This is a genomic window from Mesorhizobium sp. M0001 (genome assembly GCF_040324255.1).
Lineage (GTDB): Bacteria > Pseudomonadota > Alphaproteobacteria > Rhizobiales > Rhizobiaceae > Mesorhizobium.
On record NZ_JAMYVS010000008.1, the window covers coordinates 115,808 to 138,609 of the forward strand.

Here is a 22,802-nt window from a genome sequence, read left to right on the forward strand (position 1 = left end):
ACTGTTTCCTCATCGCGCCAGCCAGCCGCCATCCACCGGGATCACGGCGCCGTGCATATAGTCGGATGCGGGGGCCAGCAGGAAGACAGCGGCGTCGCCTATGTCTTCCGGTCCGCCCCAGCGCCCGGCCGGGATGCGCGCCAATATAGCGGCACTGCGGTCGGGATCGGCGCGCAACCCCTCGGTGTTGTTGGTTTCAATATAGCCGGGCGCAATGGCGTTGACGTTGATGCCTTTTGCCGCCCATTCGCAGGCCAGCAGCCGGGTTATGCCGAGCGCGCCATGTTTCGACGCGGTGTAGGACGCGACGCGGATGCCGCCCTGGAAACTCAGCACCGAGGCGATGTTGACGATCTTGCCGCGCCGCCTCGGGTCGGTCAGCACGCGCCTGGCAAAACCTTGGCTGAGAAAGAATAGCGTCTTCAGATTGACGTCGATGACGTCGTCCCAGTCGGCCTCGGAGAAATCGACCGCATCGGCGCGGCGGATGATGCCGGCATTGTTGACCAGCCCGTCGATCGGGCCGGTCTTCTCCCACACCTGGTCGAGCATCGCCTTGGCGGCCGCATGGTCGGCAAGATCGCATCGCACCGCCTCGAACTGGCCACCGGCTTCCGCGACTTGTCTTTCCGTGTCGTCCATCACCGAGCGGCCGACGCCAATGACGGTGCCGCCGGCGCGCGCGATCGAGACGGCGATGCCCTGGCCGATGCCAGTGTTCGCGCCGGTGACCAGGATGCGCTTGCCGGCCAGGCTGAAGGAGGAAGGTCCGCTCAACGCAGTTCGCCCAGCGGCACCGGATCGACATCGGTATAGTCGACATTGTCGCCGGCCATCGCCCAGATGAAGGCGTAGTTCGAGGTGCCGACCCCGGAATGGATAGACCAGCCTGGCGACAGCACCGCCTCCTCGTTGGCCATCACCAGATGCCGCGTTTCGTCGGGCTCGCCCATGAAATGGAAGACGCGCGCCGTCTCCGGCAGGTCGAAATAGAGATAGGCCTCCATGCGCCGGTCATGCACATGGCAAGGGATGGTGTTCCACACCGAGCCCGGCGCCAGCTGCGTCATGCCGACGACCAGCTGGCAGGTCTTGACCCCATCGGCATGGATGAACTGGAAGATCGAGCGCTCGTTGCAGCTTTCCTTGCTGCCGAGATCGAGACGCTTGGCATCGCCGATGCGGATCAGCCGGTTGGGATAGGTGTGATGCGCCGGCGCGCTGAGCAGGTAGAATTTGGCAGGCTGGCCCGCATCGGCCGACGCGAACGAAACGTCGGTGATGCCCATGCCGAGATAGAGCATGTCGCGCGCCTGCAACGGGTGGGCCTCGCCATTCGCCGTCACCGAGCCGGCGCCGCCGATATTGACGATGATCAACTCGCGGCGATCGAGAAGATTCTTGGTGCCCGTCGGCTTGATCGCTTCCAGCGGCAGCGGCGCTGCCGCCGGCACGGCGCCGCCAACGATCATGCGGTCATAGTGGGTGTAGGTCAGGCTGATGCGTCCCTGCTGGAACAGGTCGTCAATATGGAAATTGTGACGCAGTTCGTCGGTGCCCATGGAAGCAGCGGCGACCGGGTCGATGGCGAAACGCGAGGTGAAATCGGTATGCGGGTGACTTTGAGTCATTGCTGCTCCAGCTGAATGAATGGCTATTTGGTTGCCGATGCCTTGACCGAGTCGGCGTAGTAGACCTGGCGGGCGTGCAGCCGCTCGCGGTAGCGCTCTTGGCTGGCGGTGAGATGAGCGCGCATCGCCTCGCGCGCGGCTTCGGCGTCGCCTGAGGTGATCGCATTCAGGATCACCAGATGCTCGCGCTGCAGCCCGCGCTGATAGCTGTCGGATTGCACAAGTTCCGTCGACCAGGGCGAGGTCACGTCGCAGGGAATGGCGCGGCGGCCGAGCACATCGAGCATCTCGACATAGAACGGGTTGTTGGTGGCGCTGGCGATTGCCCGGTGGAAGGCGAGATCGGCGGGACCGGTCGGCTCGCTGTTGAGAAGCAGCCGTTCGAACTCGAAGAACGCTTCCTGGATCGCTGCTTCCTGCGCCGCGTTGCGGCGGATGGCGGCGAGCCCGGCCGATTCGATCTCGACGGCCAGGCGCACTTCGAGCACATTGAGCGCGATGGAATCCTTGCTGCCCATGTCGGCGGCGAGCGCGCCGAACATCGTTGAGATGTGCTCGGTGACGAACACGCCTGCGCCCTGGCGCGCCTCGACCAGCCCGTCGGCGGCGAGCTTGGCCAGCGCTTCGCGGATGACGGTGCGGCTGACGCCGAAGGTCTCGGTCAGTTGTCCTTCGGTCGGCAATTTGTAGCCGGGCAGGATCTCGCCCGCCTGCAGCTGCTTGCGGATCGCAGCGACGACGGTCTCCGACAGTTTGGGTTTTCTCTCGACCCTGAGATCAACAGCGCTATCTGATGCCATATCGCACCCCTGTTTGAAGACGTCTATTTGAAGACGCCCTATTTGAACACGCTCGGCAACCAGAGCGAAATCGCCGGAATATAGGTCACCAGCCCCAGGACCACGATGCCCGCGCCATAGAACGGCCAGATCGAGCGCATCGCTTCCCAGACCGTAATCTTGCCGACGGCACAGGCGACGAACTGCACCGTGCCGACCGGTGGCGTGTTGAGGCCAATGCCGAGATTGAGGATGGTGATGACGCCGAAATGCACGGGGTCGACGCCGTAATGGGTGACCAGCGGCAGGAAGATCGGCGTGCAGATGATGATCATCGGCCCCATGTCCATGAAGGTGCCGAGCAGCAGCATCAAGACGTTGAGCAGAAGCAGCACCACCAGCGGATCGGTGGAGATGGCGTTCATGCCTGCGATCAGCAGCACCGGCACTTTGAGATAGGCCATCAGCCAGCTGAACGAGGCCGCCGTGCCGATGATCAGCAGCACCATTGAGGTCGTGCGCACCGCGCCCTTTGTGGCATGGACGAAATCGCCCCAGGCCATCGACCGGTAGACGAAGACGGTGACCAGCAAGGCGTAGATGATGGCGATGCAGGAGCTTTCCGTCGCCGTGAAAATGCCCGAGCGAACGCCGCCGAAGATGATGCCGATAAGCAGAAGTCCGGGGATGGCGATGACCGCCAGCTGGCCGACACGCGAGAAGCCGGGAAAGGCCTCGACCGGGTAGCCGCGGCTGCGGGCGACGAAATAGGCAGTGACCATCAGCGAAGCGGCGAACAGCAGGCCAGGCAGGATACCGGCGGTGAACAGGTCGGCGATCGAAATCTTGCCGCCGCCGGCGATCGAATAGATGATCATGTTCTGCGACGGCGGCAGAAGCAGCGCGATCAGCGCCGCCATCGAGGTCACGTTGACGGCGTAGTCGGCGCCGTAGCCGCGCGCTTTCATCTGCGGGATCATCAGCCCGCCGACGGCAGCGGCTTCCGCCACAGCCGAGCCGGAAATGCCGCCGAACAACGTCGCGGCGATGATGTTGACCTGACCGAGCCCACCGCGGACATGACCGACCAGCGAGCCGGCAAAGGAAACGATGCGCTGCGCGATGCCGCCGCGCACCATCAGGTCGCCCGCAAAGATGAAGAACGGGATCGCCATCAGCGAGAACGCCGACATGCCCGACTTCAATTGCTGGAACACCACCAGGGGCGGCAGGCCGAGATAAAGCACGGTGGCGAAGGACGCCGCACCCAGGCAAAAGGCGATCGGCGTGCCGGCAAACATCAAAAGCGTGAAGACGCCAAACAGGATCCAGAGTTCCATCTAGGCCTCCTGCACGGCCGGCATTTCCGGCACTTCCTCGAGATTGATATCCTTGTCGATGTCGGCGCCGGACCAGCGCAGCACGATGCGTTCGGCCGAGAACAGGCAGATCAGAAAGCCGCCGGCGACCAGCGGCAGATAGTCGAAACCGCCGGGAAGCTCGAGCGCCGGGATGATGGTCCGCCAGGTCAGCCCGACCAGCTTGCAGCCGTACCAGACCATGCCGAAGCCGAAGCCGAACGCGATCAGGTCGGACAGGGTGCGCAGCGCCCATTTGCTGCCCTTGGGCAGGATATAGAGCAGCACGTCGAAGCCCATATGGTAATTCTCGCGCACGCCGACGGCAGCGCCCAGGAAAATGAACCAGTTCATCAGCATGATGGCGGTGACTTCGGTCCAGCTCGGTGACGCGTTGAGCACGAAGCGGGAAAACACCTGGTAGGCAACAAGCGCGGTCATGGCGACCATCCCGATGCCCGCGAGATAGAGCGCACCGTCGCAAATCTTCGAAAGCACCGCGCTGAAGCGCGGTGGCGCTCCGCTCCTGGCCGTTCCCGCAGTCATCCGATCCTCCCGGTCTTTCCGTCCCCTAAAAGCGATTGGCGGGGCGGCGCCATGCCGCCCCGCGAGAAAATCACTTGGTCGCCTGGATGCGCGTCGCGAGGTCCTTGAGCTCCGGCGTCTTCAGATACTTGTCGTAGACCGGCTTCATCGCATCGATCAGCGGCTGCTTGTCGATCTCGCTGACCTTGACGCCGGCCTTCTCGACGATCTCTCGCGACTTCTTCTCCTGCGCGTCCCACAATTCGCGCATCTTGACGACGCTATCCTTGGCCGCCTGCTTGACGATCGCCTGGTCTTCCGGCGTCAGTCTGTCCCAGCTCGATTTCGACATCACCAGCACTTCCGGCACGATCTGGTGCTGGTCGACGGTATAGTGCTTGGCGACTTCGTAGTGCTTGGCGGATTCGAAGCTGGGCCAGTTGTTCTCGGCGCCGTCGATGACGCCGGTTTCGAGCGCCGAATAGACCTCGCCATACGCCATCGGCGTGGCATTTGCGCCAAGCGCGTTGACCATATCGACGAACACGTCGGACTGGATGACGCGGAACTTCATGCCTTTCAGATCGGCGATCGAGGTGATGTCCTTCTTGGTGTTGTAGAAGGAACGGGCGCCGGAATCGTAGAAGGCAAGGCCGACCAGATCATGCGTCTCGAAGGCCTTGAGGATCTCGTCGCCGATCGGCCCGTCCATGACATGGCGCATGTGCTCGACCGAACGGAACATGTAGGGCAGCGACGGCACCGCGGTTTCCGGCACGATGCCGTTGAACGGACCCATCGAGACGCGGTTCAGATCGATGACACCGGTCTGCGTCTGCTCGATCGTGTCCTTTTCCTCGCCGAGCTGCGCCGAATGATAGACCTCGACCGAATAGCGGCCGGCGGTGCGCTCCTTGATGAGCTCGCCGAGATATTTGACCGCCTCGACAGTCGGATACCCGTCCGGATGGGTGTCGGCCGAGCGCAGTACGGTCTGGGCGCCGGCAACGCCGATCATCAGCGAGCCGAAGGCGAATGTGGCTGCCACCAGTTTTGAAAAATGCAACATGACTGTCTTCCTCCCTTTTAAAATTCCACGCGCCCGGCTCACAGCCGGTACGCCTTCTTGGCAAGCGTGTAGGCAAGCTCCCGCGCCAGCTCATGCGCCTCGTCCTCACGCAGCCGGTGCTCGGCGACGAGACGGGCGAGAAAGGCGCAGTCAACCCGGCGCGCCACATCGTGGCGGGCGGGTATGGATGGAAAGGCGCGGGTGTCGTCGTTGAAACCGACAGTGTTGTAGAAGCCGGCGGTCTCGGTGGTCATCTCGCGGAACCGGCGCATGCCTTCCGGGCTGTCATGGAACCACCAGGCAGGCCCGAGCTTCAGCGCCGGATAGACGCCGGCCAGCGGCGCCAGTTCGCGCGCGTAGCTGGTCTCGTCGAGCGTGAACAGAATGATGGAGAGGTCGCGCTCCAACCCGACGCAGTCGAGCAAGGGTTTGAGCGCCGCGGCATAGTCGGTGCGGGTCGGAATATCGAAGCCTTTGTCGCGGCCGAATCTCTGAAAAATTCCGGGCGAGTGGTTGCGCCATGAGCCGGGATGGATCTGCATGACCAGCCCGTCGTCGCGGCTCATCTTGGCCATCTCGGTCAGCATCTGGGCGCGAAACAGCTTGCGCTCGCGCTCGTCGTCCGAGCCGCGGCGGATGCGGTTGAACAGCTCTTCCGCCGCCGCATCGGAAAGATTGGCGGTCTCGGCCGTCGGATGGCCGTGGTCCGATGAGGTTGCGCCGAAGCTTTTGAAGAAAGCGCGGCGATTGCGATGCGCGTCGAGATAGCCGGCCCATGTGCCGGTGTCGCAGCCGGTGATCTCGCCCAGACGATCGAGATTGGCCGAAAATCCTTCGAAGTCGGGATCGACGACAGCATCCGGCCTGTAGGCAGTGACGACGCGGCCCTGCCAGCCGCTGTCGCGGATCGTCTTGTGCCATTGGAGATCGTCGAGTGCGCCCTCGGTCGTCGCGATGACCTCGATGTTGAAGCGCTCGAACAGCGCGCGTGGGCGATAATCGTCGCGCTGCAAAAGCGCCGCGATGGTGTCGTAATGGCGGCTAGCGGTGCTGGCGTTGAGCGGCTCTTCGATGCCGAACAGATGCTCGAGCACATGGTCGAGCCACAACCGCGTCGGCGTGCCGCGGAAGAGGTAATAGTGCTCGGCGAAGCGCCGCCAGATCGCCCTGGGATCGGTCTCGACCGGCGAGCCGTCGAGGGTCGGGACGCCGAGATCTTCCAGCCGCACGCCCTGGCTGAACAGCATACGGAAAATGTAGTGGTCGGGCACCACCAGCAATTGCGCGGGATCGGGGAATGGCTCGTTGAGCGCATACCAACGCGGATCGGTGTGGCCGTGCGGGCTGATGATCGGCAGGTCCTTGATGCCGGCATGGAGATCGCGCGCGATCGACAGCGCGCGCCCTTCGGCGGCAAAAAGTAGATCCGGATCGGTCAGTCCCGCCACGTCGTTCCTCCCAGGGGCGATATCGGTAGGATTGGAAAGAAATAATGTCAACATACAAAAATTGGATTGTTGTATGATGACTTTTAACCGGCGTCAGGTCATTGTGCGGCGGAAGAGCGGATGTTACGCCGCTAGCAGATCCCGCCCCGCACACCATCCAGCGACAAGCCGCGCCATGACCAGCAGACGCCTTTCCAACGCAACAGTGCAATCCTTGCCGGCCTCGGTCGCGGTCCCCCCCTATGATCGCGCCAGTGTCGCCCCAGGCATCGTCCATCTCGGCGTTGGAGCCTTCCACCGTGCCCATCAGGCCGCCTATGTCGATGACTGCCTAGCGGCCGGCGAGACCGGCTGGGGCATCGTCGGCGTCTCGCTGCGCAGCCCCGACACGCGCGATGCGCTGACGCCACAGGACGGGCTCTACACGCTGGCGGTGCGCGGCAGCGATGGCGAAGCGCTGCACATTATCGGCTCGATCCAGTCGATGCTGGTCGCGCCGGAAGACCCCGGCGCGGTGCTGGCCGCGCTGACCGACCCGCGCACCCGCATCGTCACCCTGACCATCACCGAAAAGGCCTATCTCAGGGCCGCCGACGGCAGCCTCGACGAAAACCATCCCGATATCGTCCACGATCTGGGCAATCCCGGATCTCCCAGGACAGCGCATGGATTCCTGGCGGAAGCGCTGGTGCGACGCCGGGCCGCCGGCACGCCGCCCTTCACCGTGCTTTGCTGCGACAACCTGCCGGCCAATGGCGCCACGCTGCACCGGCTGCTGGTCGGGTTTGCAAAACTGCGCGATGCCGGCGCTGCTGCTTCAGGCGACGCTGCCCTCGCCGGTCATATAGCCGATGACGTTGCATTCCCATCGAGCATGGTCGACCGCATCGTGCCGGCAACCACCGATGCCGACCGGGCGCGCATCGCGGTCGAACTCGGCCTCGAGGACGCCTGGCCGGTGATGACCGAACCGTTCCGGCAATGGGTGATCGAAAACAGGTTTCCAGCCGGCCGCCCGGCTTGGGAGAAATTCGGCGTCACCATGGTCGAGGATGTCCGGCCGTTCGAGGACATGAAGCTTCGGCTGCTCAACGGCGCCCATTCGGGCATCGCCTATATCGGCCTGCTCAGCGGCCACGTCACCGTCGACCGCGCCTTCGCGGATCCCGCGATCCGCGCGTTCGTCGACCGGCTCTGGGCCGAGGCCATCCCGACATTGCCTGGGGATGCCGGGCTCGACACGTCAGCCTATACGGCCGAACTTGCCGAACGTTTCTCCAACACCGCGCTGGCCCACCGCACCGCGCAGATCGCCAATGACGGCAGCCAGAAATTGCCGCAGCGCATTGTCGCTACCGCCATCGAGTGCATCCAGGCCGGCCTGGTCCCGGAGCATCTGACGCTGGTGATCGCCGCCTGGATCGCCGCCTGCGAGGCGCGCGGCAAGGACCTGCCGGAAGCCCACTTTACCGATCCGCTCGACGCGGCGCTGGCGGCGCTCGACGAACGACGGATGCTGGAACGAGTAGCGGCGGTGTTCGACTGGGCCGGCTTCGCCAGCGGCAAGCCCGAGCGGCAGACGCTGATCGAACTGGTCGCCGCTCATCGCGAGCATATCCTGCAAGGCGGGATCGTGCTTGCGCTCTCAGCGCTCGGCATACCGGAGCCGACAAACGTAGGCTGAAGCTGGTCCGGAACCGCCCATTTCAAGCCTATTGTCCCGCCGGAGCGTCCAGCCTCTGCCGCGACGAATACTCCGTGCCTTGCGAATTCCAGAACAGTCGCACTGCCTTACCGACCAGGTTTTCGGCAGGAACGAAGCCGACACTGAGCCGGCTATCGGAGGAATTATCCCTGTTGTCGCCAAGCACGAAATAGTGGCCTTCGGGCACGTCGAACACCCGCGTGTTGTCGGTTATTGAATTGTCCGTAAGACTGATGACGGAATAGGAAACGCCGTTGGGGAGGGTTTCACCTTGCAGTCTGGCGCTTTGGGGAGAGTCCTCGGAGCTGTACGGACCAACATCCTCGAGTTTGACCGCCACACCATTGATGCGAAGGATTCCGTCGACCATCTGGATTTTGTCGCCCGGCAGTCCAACGACCCGCTTGACGTAGTCCATGCTCGGATCCGCTGGAAATTTGAACACCACAATATCTCCGCGCTTCGGCTCGGCGGCAAAGATCCGGCCTTCGAAGGGCAGCAGCCCAAGAGGAACACTGTAGCGGCTGTAACCATAGGCAAACTTCGAGACGAAGAAATAGTCGCCGAGTTCCAGCGTTGGTGTCATGCTGCCTGCCGGGGTCGAAAACGGCTGGAAGAGGAATGTGCGGATCGCTAACGCGGCTCCGTAGGAGGTCAGCACGGCCAACAGCAGCACCGAAAGGCCGTGTGAATACCACCGGTTCGGTCTGTATCGTGACGCGAAAGGCACGACGAGCGCTACCCACAGGACCATGAGACCTAAACTGGAGAGATCCACCAGCCAGGCGAGATCGACCCCCGGCAGAACCGGGAATCCCACATATGTCAGCGCAATGCTTATGGCGCTGATCACCACCAGGCTGGCAACCGCCGGCCGGCCGGCGCCGATCCAAAGGAACCCGCCGAACGGACCGCCAAAGGCCGCGATCAGCGCCGTCGTCCACCGGGATCGCGAGGCCGCTTCCGGTTGCGTTGTCTGTTCCGTCATCGGCCACCCCAAATCGATAGACAGCCGGACTGTCGAACAACCAGAAAGCAGGGGCAAGCCCCGATCCGACTGTACCCCCGCAGCCAAATCGCGGTTCCGCCGGCGCCATCGCCTAATACAAGCTCATCTCGCCCTGACTGGCAGCCGGCATGCCGCCACCCGATCTGATCATGCTGGCTGCCCGCCCCGAAATCCCGCCAAGGCCCTGCGCCTATGCGAGACGATCCAGGATGGCGGCCGCAACAAAAAAGCCGGGCTGAGCCCGGCCTTTTCTTCAAGTCATTCTGCGGCTTACGCCGGCAGCAGTGCGCCTTCGAGCGTGGTCAGCTGGGCGAGGAACTGCTCGGCCTTGCTGCGGGACTGATCGTCCTTGGCGTCAGCGGCGTCTTCCTTGGCTTCCTGGATGCGGCGGGCGAGATCGGCGCGGTCGATATCGCCGACGGCAACCGCCGATTCGGCCAGCAGCGTGCAACCGGCCGGAACGATGTCGGCAAAGCCGCCGAACACCACATAGCGCTCTTCCTTGCCGCCGGCGGTCTTCAGCGTGACGACGCCCGGCTTGATCGTGGTCATGACCGGCGCATGGTGCGCCATGACCGTCATTTCACCCTCGGCGCCTGGAATGACGACTGACTCGACCTGCTCGGAAACCAGGAGGCGCTCCGGCGAGACCAGTTCGAACTTGAAAGCTTCAGCCATGTCAATTTAGTGAGTAGGGAGTAGTGAGTAGGGAGTAGGGAGAGGACAACTGTCCTGATCACCCGGCTGCTATTCACTACTGACTACTGACTACTCCCTATTGCCTTGATTACGCTGCTTCAGCCGCCAGGCGCTGAGCCTTCTCGACCGCTTCGTCGATGCCGCCGACCATGTAGAAGGCGGCTTCCGGCAGGTGATCGTAGTCGCCGTTGCAGAGGCCCTTGAAGCCCTTGATTGTGTCGGCGAGGTCGACCAGCTTGCCCGGCGCACCCGTAAACACTTCGGCGACGAAGAACGGCTGCGACAGGAAGCGCTCGATCTTGCGGGCGCGGGCCACCGTCTGCTTGTCCTCTTCCGACAGCTCATCCATGCCAAGGATGGCGATAATGTCCTGCAGCGACTTGTAGCGCTGGAGGATCGACTGCACCTGGCGGGCGACGGCATAGTGCTCCTCGCCGACGACCAGCGGATCGAGCATGCGCGAGGTCGAGTCGAGCGGATCGACGGCGGGGTAGATGCCCTTTTCCGAGATCGCGCGGTTGAGCACGGTCGTCGCGTCCAGGTGGGCGAACGAGGTCGCAGGCGCCGGGTCGGTCAAATCGTCGGCCGGCACGTAGATCGCCTGCACCGAAGTGATCGAACCCTTGGTCGTTGTGGTGATGCGTTCCTGCAGCGCACCCATGTCGGTGGCCAGCGTTGGCTGGTAACCCACGGCCGAAGGAATACGGCCGAGCAGCGCCGACACTTCAGAACCGGCCTGCGTGAAGCGGAAGATGTTGTCGACGAAGAACAGCACGTCCTGGCCCTGGTCGCGGAAATATTCGGCGACCGTAAGGCCGGTCAGGCCGACGCGGGCACGCGCGCCCGGCGGCTCGTTCATCTGGCCATAGACCAGTGCCGCCTTGGAGCCTTCGCCGCCGCCCTTCTTGTTGACGCCGGACTCGATGAACTCGTGATAAAGATCGTTGCCCTCGCGGGTGCGCTCGCCGACGCCGGCGAAGACCGAGAAGCCACCATGCGCCTTGGCGACGTTGTTGATCAGCTCCTGGATCAGAACCGTCTTGCCGACGCCGGCGCCGCCGAACAGGCCGATCTTGCCTCCGCGGGCGTAGGGCGCCAGAAGGTCGAGCACCTTGATGCCGGTGATCAGGATCTGCGCTTCCGTCGACTGTTCGACATAGGTAGGCGCCGGCTGGTGGATGGCGCGCATCTCGATGCCGTCGACCGGGCCTTCTTCGTCGACCGGCTCGCCGATGACGTTGATGATGCGGCCGAGCATGCCCGGGCCGACCGGAACGGTGATCGGCGCGCCGGTGTCATAGACGTCCTGGCCGCGGACCAGGCCTTCGGTGGAATCCATGGCGATACAGCGCACGGTGTTTTCGCCCAGATGCTGGGCAACTTCGAGCACCAGGCGGTTGCCGACATTGGAGGTTTCGATGGCGTTCAAAATGGCCGGCAGATGATCACCGAACTGCACGTCGACGACGGCGCCGATGACCTGGCGAACCTTGCCGATGGCGCCGGTCTTCTTGACGGCAACGCTCGTCGTCTTCGCTGCCGGGGCCGCGGCCTTGGCGGGCGCGGCCGCCTTCTTGGCCGGAGCGGCCTTCGCCGCTGCTGCCGGAGCCTTTGCGGCCGCCTTGGGGGCCGTCTTCGCGGGGGTCGCTGCTTTCGCCATCGTCTTTACCCTTCTCGTCCTTTGTTTCTCACGCTCCATCAGAAGGTCGATGACCTCCTGGCGGTCGCGCCTAGAGCGCTTCGGCGCCCGAAATGATTTCGATCAGTTCCTTGGTGATCTGCGCCTGCCGCTGGCGGTTATAGGTGATCGACAGTTTGTTGATCATGTCGCCGGCATTGCGCGTTGCATTGTCCATGGCGCTCATTTTGGCGCCCATCTCGCCGGCTGCGTTTTCGAGCAGCGCGCGGAAGACCTGGACCGAGATGTTGCGCGGAATGAGGTCGGTGAGGATCTCGCCCGGCTCCGGCTCGTATTCGTAGACGGCATTGCCACCGGCGGTCGCTTCGGCGGGAGCGGAAGCCACGCCGGCAGGAATGATCTGCTGCGCGGTCGGAATCTGGCTGATCACCGACTTGAACTGCGAATAAAACAGCGTGCAGATATCGAAGCCGCCTTCGCCGAACAGATGGATGATCTTACGGGCGATCGCATCGGCATTGACGAAGCCGAGCTTCTTGACATCGCGCAGGTCGACGCGGTCGATAATCAGCGAGGCATAGTCTCGGCGCAGAATGTCGAAACCCTTCTTGCCGACGCAGATGATCTTGACCTGCTTGCCGTCGGCCAGAAGCCGGCGGATATGGTCGCGGGCCAGACGTGCGATCTGCGAGTTGAAGCCGCCGCACAGGCCGCGCTCGGCGGTGCAGACGACGAGCAGATGCACATCGTCCTTGCCGGTGCCGGTCATCAGCGCCGGGGCATCGCCGCCGCCGCCGATCGCCTGCGTGATATTGGCCAGCACCGCACCCATCCGCTCGGAATAGGGACGCGCCGCCTCCGCTGCTTCCTGCGCGCGGCGCAGCTTCGCCGCGGCGACCATCTGCATCGCCTTGGTGATCTTCTGCGTCGCCTTGACCGAGGCGATACGGTTACGAAGGTCTTTTAATGAAGGCATGCTTCAAACCTGATCCCGAGCGTCCGGCTTCTTCTCAAGCGAAGGTCTTGGCGAAGGCGTCGATCTCGGCCTTCAGCTTGGCGCGCAGATCGTCCGACAGCGCCTTTTCCTTGCGGATGCCGTCCAGCACGTCCTTGCCGGCCGAGCGCATATGGCTGAGCAGGCCGTGCTCGAACTTGCCGACCTGGTTCAGCGCCAGCTTGTCGAGATAGCCGTTGACGCCGGCGAAGATCACCGTGACCTGCTCCTCGACCTTGAGCGGCGAGAACTGCGGCTGCTTCAACAGCTCGGTCAGGCGCGAGCCGCGGTTGAGCAGGCGCTGCGTGGCGGCGTCGAGATCGGAGCCGAACTGCGCGAACGCAGCCATTTCGCGGTACTGCGCGAGCTCGCCCTTGATCGAGCCGGCGACCTGCTTCATCGCCTTGATTTGCGCCGACGAACCGACGCGCGACACCGACAGGCCGACGTTGACCGCCGGACGGATGCCTTGGAAGAACAGGTTGGTTTCGAGGAAGATCTGGCCGTCGGTGATCGAGATCACGTTGGTCGGGATGTAGGCCGACACGTCGTTGGCCTGCGTCTCGATGATCGGCAGCGCGGTCAGCGAACCGCCACCCAGATCGTCGTTGAGCTTGGCGGCGCGCTCGAGCAGGCGCGAATGCAGGTAGAACACGTCGCCCGGATAGGCTTCGCGACCCGGCGGGCGGCGCAGCAAGAGCGACATCTGGCGATAGGCGACGGCCTGCTTCGACAGATCGTCATAGCTGATCAGCGCATGCATGCCGTTGTCGCGGAAATATTCGCCCATGGTGGCGCCGGTGAACGGCGCCAGGAACTGCATCGGCGCCGGATCGGAAGCTGTGGCGGCGACGATGATCGAATATTCAAGGGCGCCGCGCTCTTCGAGAACCTTCACGAACTGCGCGACCGTCGAGCGCTTCTGCCCGATGGCGACGTAGACGCAGTAGAGCTTTTCCTTTTCCGGCCCGTTGTCGTGCACGGCCTTCTGGTTGAGCATCGTGTCGAGGATGATCGCGGTCTTGCCGGTCTGGCGATCGCCGATGACCAGCTCGCGCTGGCCGCGGCCAACGGGGATCAGCGCATCGATGGCCTTGAGGCCGGTCGACATCGGCTCGTTGACCGACTTGCGCGGGATGATGCCTGGCGCCTTGACGTCGACGCGCTTGCGTTCGGTCGCCTTGATCGGGCCCTTGCCGTCGATCGGATTGCCGAGCGCGTCGACGACGCGGCCGAGCAGGCCCATGCCGACAGGCGTATCGACGATGGCGCCGGTGCGCTTGACGATGTCGCCTTCCTTGATGTCGCGGTCGGCGCCGAAGATGACGACGCCGACATTGTCGGCTTCGAGGTTGAGCGCCATGCCGCGGATGCCGCCGGGGAACTCGACCATTTCGCCGGCCTGGACATTGTCGAGGCCGTAGACGCGAGCGATACCGTCACCGACGGACAGCACCTGGCCGACTTCGGAGACCTCGGCCTCCTTGCCGAAATTCTTGATCTGGTCTTTGAGAATTGCGGAAATTTCCGCGGCGCGGATGTCCATCAGCCGACCTCTTTCAGTGCAAGCTTGAGCGAATTGAGTTTGGTTTTGAGCGACGTATCGATCTGGCGCGAGCCCATCTTGACCACCAGCCCGCCGAGCAGCGACGGATCGACGGTAACAGTGATGGCCACGTCCTTGCCGGCGACGCTTTTCAGCGCGGCCTTGAGTTCCGTCTGCTGGGCAGCCGTCAGTTCATGCGCCGAAGTGACCTCGGCTGATGTCTCACCGCGCTGTTCGGCAGAGATCCGGCGAAATGCCTTGATCATGCCGGGCACCGCGAAGAGCCGGCGGTTGCGGGCGACGACGCGCAGGAAATTGCCGGTCAGGCCGGTGATGCCGGCCTTGTCGGCGATCGACGCGATTGCCTTGGCCTGGTCCTCGCTGGAGAACACCGGGCTGTTGATGAGGCGCGTCAGGTCGGCGCTGTCATCCAGCATCTTGGCGAAACTGTTGAGGTCGGCCTCGACCTTGGCCACCGAATTCGACTGCCGCGCAAGTTCGAACAGCGAACCCGCGTAGCGTTCTGCGACACCTGAGATTGGCGATGACGATTGAGCCACGGACCGTCTTTTCTCTTGTCTGAGGGGCCGCAGATTGTTGGCGCGAGCAAAAACTCTGGCTAAATCTTTGACCTTACTAAGTTTTTCCAAGCACGGAGGCGCGGCTTCCGCTATCCCCGGCCGAAAGTCGATTGCCGTCTAGCACAGGCATTTTAAGACCGCAATGCGTCGTTCCGCATGCTTTTCGGGCACTATTGTCGCATCCGGCCGCAGAGTTCAACCGAAGCCTTTGGATTGGCTGCCGATTCAGGGCAGAAAGCCGAAGACGAAGGCGAGCGGCAACGCGGCCAGGACGAGTTCGACGACGATCGACGCCCAGTTGAAAGGCGTGTTGGCGCCGTCCGACATCATCGACAGCAAACGGCCAAAAGCGGTGAACAGCCAGGAAAAGCCGAGTGCCATATAGAGCCACGGCTGCGCCAACAGAATGCAGCACAGGCTGACGCCGAGATAGAAGCCCGACATCCGGCCGCGCCCTTCCGCGATTGCCGCTGCCCTTTCGGCCCGGACCTGCAGCCGCAGAATCCGAAATGCCAGCCCTGGCGCGAGGAAAAACAGCAGACCGAGCGCCAAGGTGACGACGGCGCTGGACCAAGCCAGCCATTCGCCCTGGCTGGTCGGCCACGGAAACGCGAATTCCATCTTGCTTTCATCCCCTCACAGCAATGCCGGATGCATTGAATGTCGCTGCAAAAAGAAGTCAAGCGCGCGGCAGTTTTGGCGCGCAATTCGTGAAGGAGCGGAAGGCTGTTTAGGCCGCGCGCGCGTCCGGCCAGCATCGTGGCCAACCTGTATTGTCAGGCGACGCCTCCCTCCTATCTGCAGGACCGGTTTTGCACAGCCAAAGGCCCCGACACCGGTCGCCTTTATTTCCTGACCGGGCACCTCAATCTGGCCGGCACTGAAGCAGATCGATGGAAGCTGAAAGTGGCCGGCAGCGGCAATGTCGCCGTGGCTGCCCAGCCCTGATCCTTGTTTTGACCCTTCAGGGCAGCATGAATGCGACCGCCGCCTCGGCATGGATGCGCGTGGTGTCGAACACCGGAATGTCGAAATCGCGCTCGCCAATCAACATGGTGATCTCGGTGCAGCCCATGATGACGCCATCGATCTTCTCATCGCGCCGCAGACGGGCGACCTCGTCGATATAGGCCGCCTTCGATGCCGCGTTGACGATGCCCCGGCAAAGCTCGTCGTAGATTACCTGGTGCACCATGTCGCGCCCGGCCTGGTCCGGCACCACGGGCTGCAGCCCGTATTTCTCCGTCAGCCGGCCCTTGTAGAAATCCTGCTCCATGGTGAAGCGGGTCGCCAGCAGCGCCGGCCGCTTGACGCCGGCGCCCTTGACCGCGACGGCCGTGGCGTCGGCAATGTGGATAAGCGGGATCGACACCGCCGCCTGCACCCGGTCGGCGAGCTTGTGCATGGTGTTGGTGCAGATCAAAAGCCCCTCTGCGCCGCCCGCCTCCAGCTTGCGCGCCGCATCCGCCAGCAGCACGCCCGCACTGTCCCAGTCGCCATGATGCTGCCGGTCGGCGATTTCGGCGAAGTCGAAGGAATAGAGCAACAGCTTTGCCGAATGCAGCCCGCTCAGCCGCTCGCGCACGATCTCGTTGAGCAGGCGATAATAGATCGCCGTCGATTCCCAGCTCATGCCGCCGATGAGGCCAAGGGTTTTCATTCGCTGAGCCTCCAGCAGGACCGAACGATCTCTCTCACAGAAAAGCTTTACGGGTCGATGTCAATCTTAACGCGCGCCGTACCACGCTCTTCGGCCCGCCTCCACAAACATCACCGCGCGCCCGATTCGGTCATCCTCGCATTGGCGCCGAGATGATGCAGGCTTTGTGTCGTGTGCCTTGAACTCCAGGCAACCGGCGGATCGGGCAGATCGAGATCGAACTGTGCCCGCCCGAGCAGCGAATTGACGATCTTGGCGCTGCGCCAAGCCATCAGGCTGAGCTGCGGCTCGGCTATGCCATGGCTGAGCCGGCCGGCATTGAGCGCGTAGATCCGGCGGTCGTCGGGCCCGTCCCATTCGACCTCGAAGCTGGCGTTGAGCCTGTAATGACCGCGCTCGTCCAGCGCGATCCTGTTCATGAGCGGCGCCATGCAATCAGGAATGGCAAAGGCATAGCCGGTGGCCAGAACCACCGCATCGACGGTGCGCGTCTCGATGGCGCCGTCGAAGCCGTTGCGCATGATCAGCCGGTATTCGCTGCCTTCCCGCGTCACGTTCAGCACTTCGCGGTGCGGCGTCATGTTGACCGCCGTCGTTTCTTCCGAGAGGTGCCGCAGCGTGTAAACCTGGCGATAGATCGCCTTCAGCGTGCTCGCCGATGCGCCGTCACCGGCAAGCAGCTGCTGTTCCAGGATCGTCTCGCGCCGCCCTTGCGGCAGCCGATGGAAGTTTTCGACATAGCCCGGCGTGAAGAGTTCGTCGGTGAAAGGCGAGTCGTCCAGTGGCAGGAAATTCGGCCGCATCGAGATCCACTCGATTTCGCGGCCGGCGAAGCGGTCGGAGGAGATCAGATGCAGAAGCACTTCGGCGCCGCTCTGGCCACCGCCGATCACGGCGACACGCTGTCCGCTCAGGCGATCGAGGCGGTTGGCGGCCTGGGCGTTGTGGAAGCATTGATCGGAGGCCGCCGCCCGCGCCCAGGCGGGGATGTTGGGCACCAGCCCGACGGCAATGGCGAGATTGCGCGCGTTCACCTGCTCGCGGCCGATACGCAGCCTGAAATTCGTTCCGTCGAAGTCGATCCGGTCGACGGCGCTGGCGAAGCGCAGCGAAGACAAGTTCTCGCCGACCCATCCGAGATAGCGGGCGAATTCCGGCCGCGGGATGGCTGAGAAATCCGCGTTGAGGAATTCATAGAACCGCTTCTGCGCGACCAGATAGGACATGAACGACCATGGGCTGGTCGGATGCGTCGCGGTGACGAGATCCTTGAGGAAGGATGTCTGCAGTTCGACGCCCGGCAGCATCATGCCCGGGTGCCATTCGAGCCGCGTCGCCCGATCGAAGAAGCGCGCTTCGACGCCGTCCACCGCATCGAGATGGGCGGCGAGGCTGAGATTGAACGGCCCGATGCCGATGCCTGCGAGGTCAAGCGTATGGGTCATGGCGAACTCCTTATGGAGCTGGCTGGGCTGCTGGGAGATCGCCGGGCTGACTCGGGGTTAAGCGGATTGTCGAGCGGTGTGCCAAGGTCAGGCAGAGGGCGTTCGCCGCTGTCGCCGTAGCCGATGGCGAAGCGCACCTTGTTGATGGCGATGCGTGGGATCTTCGGAGCAAACAGATCGAAGAGCGCGAACCGTTCCGACAGCTCAGGGTTCTGCGCCTGGTAGCGCCGGATGGCGGCGGCCAGGATGGCGTAGAAAGTCCTCTCGTCGAAGCGGTCATAGGCGGCCAGCGCCTCGGATAGGAAGCGCAGAACGCTGACGATGTGTCCCGTTTGCAGATGCTGGAGAAGATGTGCCGGCGGCCGGCGCTTCAGCGTCGACAGGATTTTGGGGTCGAGGCCGGCCAGTTCGGGAAACGGCTGGTCGACGAGATCGAGGTCGCCCTGGAAATCCTTGACCGCCACGCCGAGAGGCGTCGCTCCGTCGAGGATGATGGTGACGTTCTGGCCATGGGCGATGAAGCCGACGCCGTAACGGCACATGAAGTGGTAGAGCGGCACAAAGGCCGTGGAGAACAGGCGATCGAGCCATGCCTCCGGACCAAGGCCGGACTGCTCCATCAGGGCGCTGGCGATCGGCCTGCCATGGGCGTCGCGCTGCGGCAGGGCGCCCATCATCATCGGCCGCTGGCCCGCTGTCAGATCCTTTTCGGGGCTTTCGCGCCATATGGCGCCCAGCATCTCGCAAAACTGATAGGGCGCGCCTTCAACGCCGGTATAGTGCGGATGCGGATAGAAGGCGCCGGCGACTTCCTGCAAGACCTTGACGTCCTTGAGCACCGGGTCCGCGGCCGCCACCGTGGCCAGCCAGCGCGACAGATCGGCGCCGATCGCCATGTATTTGCCCGGCACGCCGCGCCACGCTGAGGTGTTGAGGACGGTCAGCGGCAGCTTGACGTGCAGCGCCTCGGGCCGTGCCACATTGGCAAGCGTGCGTAGCGACTGCAAGGGCAGGAACGGATCGCCGAACTGGCCAAGCGGCACCAGCCGGCCGGCGGCGATCTCGCTACCATATTGCGAGGCGATCATCGCCTGCCACTGCCAGGGGTGGACCGGCAGCAGCCTATGCGTCGATCGCGAGATCCCGGCGGCGCTGAAAGCCGCTTCGAGCCTTGCGCGCTCGTAGTCGCCGAGTGCGGCCTGCAGCAGCGCCTCTTCGTCGAGCCCGCAGTCAAGCGCCAGCAGGCAGCGATCGCTGGCGGCGGCAAGCCAGAAGAGCTGGAATGCGGTGGCCGATTCTGGCGCGTAGCGCTCGAAGTCGTCCCGTCCCCAGCCAAGCCGTCCCTTGTTGGCAGGGGCCTTCGGATGGCCGTCGAGCAATGCCTGCAACTCGGTATCCGGCAGCGCGGCTAGATCGGCGGCCGGTCGATTGCCGCGTGCCTTGGCGATCCGCATGTCGGCCATCAGCGTGTTGTAAAGCTCCTTCGCATAGGTGCAGAATGTTGCCGGCGACATGCCGAGCGTCTCGCGCGCGTCGGCGAAGAAGGCGACCGCATCGTCGACCGGCAGCTCGATGCCGGCGTCGCGAGTCAGCGTCTCCGGACGGACGGCGATCTGGCCCCACAGGCGCCGCGTCGCGGCAAAGCGATAGGTCACGCCGGGGCCGGGCGTCAGCTCCCATCGGCCGGGCGAAAGCTCGCGCGGCGACAGGCACTCCTCGAAGGTCAGTTCGGAAATGGCCTTGGCGACGGCGTCGCGGTTGATCGCGGCCCAGCGTGTCGCCTCCCCCGCTTTGGCAATCGGTTGCTGCACCGTCACAGCGGCACCTCGCGGAAGAAGCGCTCGCGTTCGCAGCAGACCAGCGCCGCGCGCTTGTGCGGGAAGTCGAACTCCTTGACTTTGTCGTAGGCGGCGCCGGCGCAATAGCTCAGCATCTTCTGGTGCGCGGCGCGTGGCTCGCCGACGACGCGCTGCGTGCGCGGCTCGTCGAGGAACAGATAGTGGGTGACGGAGCGGAACAGTGACAGCGTCTTCGGCCGGCCGAGATGGCGCATATTGCCGATCAGCCCATGCCAGCCGCGGTCCCAGTCGAGCGGCTCATAATAGGGCCCGAGCCGGTCCTCCTTGGCCCAGTAGAACTCGAAATAGCCGGTCGGCTCGCCGTCTAAGCTGGCGATGACGCCGAAAATATGCGGATCGCTTTCCTGCTCGGCGAGATATTTGTCGAGATCCTCATGGCTCTGGGCAAGTTCCCAGAAGAAGGCGACGCGGCCATCGTTCATCCAGCGATGGAAGAGGTCGAGATCGGTCCGGCGGTCGATCGGCCGCAGCGACACGGTGAGGCCGATTTCCGGAATCCAGCGTTCGTACATCGGGCCGCAGGGGCGCGGTTGGCGCAATGGCGGCAGCCGGTCTTCCGGGCCGATAGCGGTCGTCAATGCCGGATAGGTGACATGCGAGGCCTGGCTGCGCCACAGCAGCGGCAGCTGGCGCAGGACCGAGCGACGGATGACGGCGCATTCCGGTTCACCCGGAACCGTCTCGGTGGCCAGCGCCGAAACCGGCCACAGCGTCTTGGCCGCCGGCAGGAAGGCGCAGTCGACGGAAGGATGCAGGCGCAGCACGGCGTCGACGAGACCTGCCAGGATTTGCGGTTGGTCGAGGCGGCCGCCAATAAACGCGACATCGTCGATGAGCAGGCGGCCATCCGCGTCGGAGATGCGGGCCTGTCCCACCGCTGTTCCCTCAGCGTTGACCAGGCTGACATGGCCATCGCCGGCACAAATGGCGAGCGGCTCCGCGGCCGAGGCCAGATGCTGCCATCCTTCGTTGCCGGCGACGGTGGCGGGTGACCAGTTTTTCGCAGCCTCGATGTTCATGCGAATTCTCTCACATGCAGGGGGTTCGGAAGCTCGACGTAACCTGCCAGCGGGTCGGTCACTTCGGTGTTCTCATTGATGTCGCGCAGCGCGATCAGGAAATTGCCCTTGGCGGCGAGCGTCGGCGCGTTGAGCAAATAGTCGACGCAGGACCGGTCAGCCATCGGCGTGGCGGCCAGCCGCTCGAGCGAGCGGCGGAATATCGCCAGCAGATCGTCTTCGTTGGTGAGGCCAGCGGCGGCAAGGGCTGCGACGGCGGCGAAAGCGCCATTGACGACCAGATAGTAGCCGAACAGCTTCGCGGCCGCTTCCGCTGGGAAGACATGATCGCCCGCCTGACCGGCCTCGGGCACGAATTCGCGCAGCCTGGGCAGGAATTCCTCGACATAACCAGTGCCCTGGCAGTCGCGAAAATAGAGCGCATTCGGCCAGCCTCCGGAAAGACCGACGACGAGGTTCTGCTGATGGGCGCCGAACAGCAGGCCGAATTCCGAGAAGGCAACGATAAACGGCTCGATGGCGGCATGAAGGAAACGCTCGAACCACAAACGCGCCGTTTCCTCGACAGGTCGCTTCTCGTCGCGGGCGATACGGTGGACCAGGTCGGACAGATGGCTTTCGGTACGGCCGGGATGGCGCTCGCAAAGCGCGCCGAGAACGGCAGCCGGCGGATTGCCCGTGCCGCGAAACGGATTTTCGCGAAACGAGACGATGGTATCCGTCATCAGCCGGCCGTCTTCGTCACGCAGGCCGAACCAGGCGGGCTCACCCAGCACCGTCATGGTCGGGCAGCGCCGCTGCAAGGCATAGCCGAGCTTGCCCTTGACCAGCCGGTGCACCGAAAGGCCGCGCCGGCACTCATGCTCCTCGACGATGCGCCTGGAATTGGTCAGGCGCAGGCTGAGCGAGAATTTCAGCATCCACTCGACTTCAGCTGAATGAACCGTGCGCAGCGAGGTCGTGGCCCGCCACGCTGGTCCGCCGAGCCCAACATCGACGATACGGCCGGCGCAAAACAGGCGCTCGACGCGGTCTTCCAGCATGAGCCGTACGGCCTGCCACGGATGCATCGGAACGAGAACCTTGCCCTGTTGCTTGCCAGCCCGAGCAAGCAGCTGCGGATCGCTGGCGGCAAGCCCGCGGACCATCTCGGTGACATCTAGCGGCTCGACGCTGCCCCCAGTGAGGATGGTCGGGTCGACGGCCCACCAGCGCAGTTTGAACGCATTGCAGTATTCATGCCCGAAGCGCGCGGAATCCGTGTGCGTGAACTCTTCGCGACTCATCGGCGCCGGATGCACGGCATGGCCGAAGCGCAGGGCGCTTTCGGCATCGATGAAATCAGGATCGCCTTCGGAGAAGGGCCGCGACGATCCACGCGCCGCAGTCGCGTCAGCGATTGCGGCGATGCTGGCCAGGCTGCGGCGCAGGAAGGTCAGTCGGCTTTTCGCTGTCGCCCGGCCGGCAATGTCGGGATCCGCCAGGATCAGCGCCAAAAGGCTGAAAAGGTCGATCTCGGACGCCTCGCCATCGGCCCCCTCGCTACTAATATCGAGGCGCCAGAGCGGCATCGCGAAATCGTGGTAACCAACCTTCGAGCGATGCCGCGCCTCGACGAGCACCGCCGCGCGCGAGGCAGGGAAATTCAGACGCAGCACGGCCGCCTGCGGCCGAAACAGCCCGGTTTGGCTGGCGTCGACGAATTCCCAGCCATCCCATTCCCGCAGCAACGCGTTGAGGAACGGGCTTAATGCAGAGGAAGATTCTGGTTTTACTTGTTCCATGTGCATCCTCATAAATCCACACAATACTGTAGTATTATATCTTATACGCTGT

21 protein-coding genes are annotated in these 22,802 nt (G+C 63.7%); 2 read left to right on the forward strand and 19 right to left on the reverse strand.

Annotated elements, in window-relative coordinates; translation table 11 throughout:
• Positions 1 to 9 precede the first annotated feature (9 nt).
• From kduD to uxaC, 7 genes are all read right to left on the reverse strand, one after another.
• Entirely contained in the window at positions 10 to 777 is a 768-nt protein-coding gene (kduD, locus tag NKK50_RS22020) for a 2-dehydro-3-deoxy-D-gluconate 5-dehydrogenase KduD (RefSeq protein ID WP_352543851.1), read from the reverse strand.
• Entirely contained in the window at positions 774 to 1,631 is an 858-nt protein-coding gene (gene kduI / locus NKK50_RS22025) for a 5-dehydro-4-deoxy-D-glucuronate isomerase (RefSeq protein ID WP_352543852.1), read from the reverse strand. Before kduI ends, kduD begins: the two co-directional genes overlap by 4 nt.
• A 23-nt stretch (positions 1,632 to 1,654) precedes the next feature.
• Entirely contained in the window at positions 1,655 to 2,431 is a 777-nt protein-coding gene (locus NKK50_RS22030) for a FadR/GntR family transcriptional regulator (protein WP_023668680.1), read from the reverse strand.
• A gap of 38 nt (positions 2,432 to 2,469) precedes the next feature.
• Positions 2,470 to 3,750, reverse strand: a complete 1,281-nt coding sequence (locus NKK50_RS22035) for a TRAP transporter large permease (RefSeq protein ID WP_023684106.1) — start codon at positions 3,748 to 3,750, stop codon at positions 2,470 to 2,472.
• Complete coding sequence (locus NKK50_RS22040; RefSeq protein WP_023688890.1) at positions 3,751 to 4,314, reverse strand: TRAP transporter small permease; 564 nt, start codon at positions 4,312 to 4,314, stop codon at positions 3,751 to 3,753.
• 70 nt (positions 4,315 to 4,384) lie between these two features.
• Positions 4,385 to 5,362 carry a TRAP transporter substrate-binding protein gene (locus NKK50_RS22045; protein ID WP_023668677.1) on the reverse strand — a complete coding sequence of 326 codons (978 nt, stop codon included), beginning with the start codon at positions 5,360 to 5,362 and terminating at the stop codon, positions 4,385 to 4,387.
• Between the two features lie 38 nt (positions 5,363 to 5,400).
• Complete coding sequence (gene uxaC / locus NKK50_RS22050; protein WP_023835226.1) at positions 5,401 to 6,810, reverse strand: glucuronate isomerase; 1,410 nt, start codon at positions 6,808 to 6,810, stop codon at positions 5,401 to 5,403.
• 175 nt (positions 6,811 to 6,985) lie between these two features.
• Here uxaC and NKK50_RS22055 point away from each other — a divergent pair, with 175 nt between their 5' ends.
• Positions 6,986 to 8,494, forward strand: a complete 1,509-nt coding sequence (locus NKK50_RS22055) for a mannitol dehydrogenase family protein (RefSeq protein WP_023688888.1) — start codon at positions 6,986 to 6,988, stop codon at positions 8,492 to 8,494.
• Between the two features lie 28 nt (positions 8,495 to 8,522).
• On the opposite strand, the gene lepB is transcribed toward NKK50_RS22055, so the two are convergent.
• The 7 genes from lepB to NKK50_RS22090 form a co-directional block, all read right to left on the reverse strand.
• Positions 8,523 to 9,269: a signal peptidase I gene (gene lepB / locus NKK50_RS22060; protein WP_032889989.1), complete on the reverse strand. Its 747-nt coding sequence runs from the start codon at positions 9,267 to 9,269 to the stop codon at positions 8,523 to 8,525.
• Between the two features lie 525 nt (positions 9,270 to 9,794).
• Positions 9,795 to 10,202, reverse strand: coding sequence for a F0F1 ATP synthase subunit epsilon (locus tag NKK50_RS22065; RefSeq protein WP_023750363.1), 408 nt, complete (start codon positions 10,200 to 10,202; stop codon positions 9,795 to 9,797).
• A 109-nt stretch (positions 10,203 to 10,311) separates the two neighbouring features.
• Complete coding sequence (gene atpD / locus NKK50_RS22070; RefSeq protein ID WP_023668673.1) at positions 10,312 to 11,883, reverse strand: F0F1 ATP synthase subunit beta; 1,572 nt, start codon at positions 11,881 to 11,883, stop codon at positions 10,312 to 10,314.
• A 70-nt stretch (positions 11,884 to 11,953) separates the two neighbouring features.
• Positions 11,954 to 12,838, reverse strand: coding sequence for a F0F1 ATP synthase subunit gamma (locus NKK50_RS22075; RefSeq protein ID WP_023668672.1), 885 nt, complete (start codon positions 12,836 to 12,838; stop codon positions 11,954 to 11,956).
• Positions 12,839 to 12,872: 34 nt separating this feature from the next.
• Positions 12,873 to 14,402, reverse strand: coding sequence for a F0F1 ATP synthase subunit alpha (gene atpA / locus NKK50_RS22080; RefSeq protein WP_023684101.1), 1,530 nt, complete (start codon positions 14,400 to 14,402; stop codon positions 12,873 to 12,875).
• Positions 14,402 to 14,962 carry a F0F1 ATP synthase subunit delta gene (locus NKK50_RS22085; protein ID WP_023732973.1) on the reverse strand — a complete coding sequence of 187 codons (561 nt, stop codon included), beginning with the start codon at positions 14,960 to 14,962 and terminating at the stop codon, positions 14,402 to 14,404. Before NKK50_RS22085 ends, atpA begins: the two co-directional genes overlap by 1 nt.
• Positions 14,963 to 15,208: 246 nt before the next feature.
• Complete coding sequence (locus tag NKK50_RS22090) at positions 15,209 to 15,604, reverse strand: AGROH133_08824 family phage infection protein (protein WP_023688886.1); 396 nt, start codon at positions 15,602 to 15,604, stop codon at positions 15,209 to 15,211.
• Between the two features lie 138 nt (positions 15,605 to 15,742).
• Here NKK50_RS22090 and NKK50_RS22095 point away from each other — a divergent pair, with 138 nt between their 5' ends.
• Positions 15,743 to 15,931 (forward strand): hypothetical protein, encoded by a 189-nt coding sequence (locus NKK50_RS22095; protein ID WP_023693181.1) that lies wholly within the window; start codon positions 15,743 to 15,745, stop codon positions 15,929 to 15,931.
• A 16-nt stretch (positions 15,932 to 15,947) separates the two neighbouring features.
• On the opposite strand, the gene NKK50_RS22100 is transcribed toward NKK50_RS22095, so the two are convergent.
• From NKK50_RS22100 to NKK50_RS22120, 5 genes are all read right to left on the reverse strand, one after another.
• Positions 15,948 to 16,643 carry an aspartate/glutamate racemase family protein gene (locus tag NKK50_RS22100; RefSeq protein WP_023684097.1) on the reverse strand — a complete coding sequence of 232 codons (696 nt, stop codon included), beginning with the start codon at positions 16,641 to 16,643 and terminating at the stop codon, positions 15,948 to 15,950.
• 110 nt (positions 16,644 to 16,753) lie between these two features.
• On the reverse strand, positions 16,754 to 18,088 hold the full coding sequence (locus tag NKK50_RS22105; RefSeq protein ID WP_352543853.1) for a lysine N(6)-hydroxylase/L-ornithine N(5)-oxygenase family protein: 1,335 nt from the start codon (positions 18,086 to 18,088) through the stop codon (positions 16,754 to 16,756).
• Positions 18,085 to 19,905, reverse strand: coding sequence for an IucA/IucC family protein (locus NKK50_RS22110; RefSeq protein WP_352543854.1), 1,821 nt, complete (start codon positions 19,903 to 19,905; stop codon positions 18,085 to 18,087). The genes NKK50_RS22105 and NKK50_RS22110 overlap by 4 nt, the downstream gene beginning before the upstream one ends.
• Entirely contained in the window at positions 19,902 to 20,966 is a 1,065-nt protein-coding gene (locus NKK50_RS22115; RefSeq protein ID WP_352543855.1) for a GNAT family N-acetyltransferase, read from the reverse strand. The genes NKK50_RS22110 and NKK50_RS22115 overlap by 4 nt, the downstream gene beginning before the upstream one ends.
• Positions 20,963 to 22,750, reverse strand: a complete 1,788-nt coding sequence (locus NKK50_RS22120; protein WP_352543856.1) for an IucA/IucC family protein — start codon at positions 22,748 to 22,750, stop codon at positions 20,963 to 20,965. The genes NKK50_RS22115 and NKK50_RS22120 overlap by 4 nt, the downstream gene beginning before the upstream one ends.
• Positions 22,751 to 22,802: the final 52 nt, after the last annotated feature.

Excerpts from the sequence above, each read along its gene's own strand:
- NKK50_RS22045 (WP_023668677.1), bottom strand. The coding sequence starts at position 5,362 with ATGTTGCATTTTTCAAAACTGGTGGCAGCCACATTCGCCTTCGGCTCG.
- NKK50_RS22115 (WP_352543855.1), bottom strand. The coding sequence starts at position 20,966 with ATGAACATCGAGGCTGCGAAAAACTGGTCACCCGCCACCGTCGCCGGC.
- atpA (WP_023684101.1), bottom strand. The coding sequence starts at position 14,402 with ATGGACATCCGCGCCGCGGAAATTTCCGCAATTCTCAAAGACCAGATC.
- atpD (WP_023668673.1), bottom strand. The coding sequence starts at position 11,883 with ATGGCGAAAGCAGCGACCCCCGCGAAGACGGCCCCCAAGGCGGCCGCA.
- kduI (WP_352543852.1), bottom strand. The coding sequence starts at position 1,631 with ATGACTCAAAGTCACCCGCATACCGATTTCACCTCGCGTTTCGCCATC.
- NKK50_RS22065 (WP_023750363.1), bottom strand. The coding sequence starts at position 10,202 with ATGGCTGAAGCTTTCAAGTTCGAACTGGTCTCGCCGGAGCGCCTCCTG.
- NKK50_RS22105 (WP_352543853.1), bottom strand. The coding sequence starts at position 18,088 with ATGACCCATACGCTTGACCTCGCAGGCATCGGCATCGGGCCGTTCAAT.
- NKK50_RS22040 (WP_023688890.1), bottom strand. The coding sequence starts at position 4,314 with ATGACTGCGGGAACGGCCAGGAGCGGAGCGCCACCGCGCTTCAGCGCG.
- NKK50_RS22035 (WP_023684106.1), bottom strand. The coding sequence starts at position 3,750 with ATGGAACTCTGGATCCTGTTTGGCGTCTTCACGCTTTTGATGTTTGCC.
- NKK50_RS22055 (WP_023688888.1), top strand. The coding sequence starts at position 6,986 with ATGACCAGCAGACGCCTTTCCAACGCAACAGTGCAATCCTTGCCGGCC.
- NKK50_RS22120 (WP_352543856.1), bottom strand. The coding sequence starts at position 22,750 with ATGGAACAAGTAAAACCAGAATCTTCCTCTGCATTAAGCCCGTTCCTC.
- lepB (WP_032889989.1), bottom strand. The coding sequence starts at position 9,269 with ATGGTCCTGTGGGTAGCGCTCGTCGTGCCTTTCGCGTCACGATACAGA.
- NKK50_RS22090 (WP_023688886.1), bottom strand. The coding sequence starts at position 15,604 with ATGGAATTCGCGTTTCCGTGGCCGACCAGCCAGGGCGAATGGCTGGCT.
- NKK50_RS22075 (WP_023668672.1), bottom strand. The coding sequence starts at position 12,838 with ATGCCTTCATTAAAAGACCTTCGTAACCGTATCGCCTCGGTCAAGGCG.
- NKK50_RS22030 (WP_023668680.1), bottom strand. The coding sequence starts at position 2,431 with ATGGCATCAGATAGCGCTGTTGATCTCAGGGTCGAGAGAAAACCCAAA.
- NKK50_RS22100 (WP_023684097.1), bottom strand. The coding sequence starts at position 16,643 with ATGAAAACCCTTGGCCTCATCGGCGGCATGAGCTGGGAATCGACGGCG.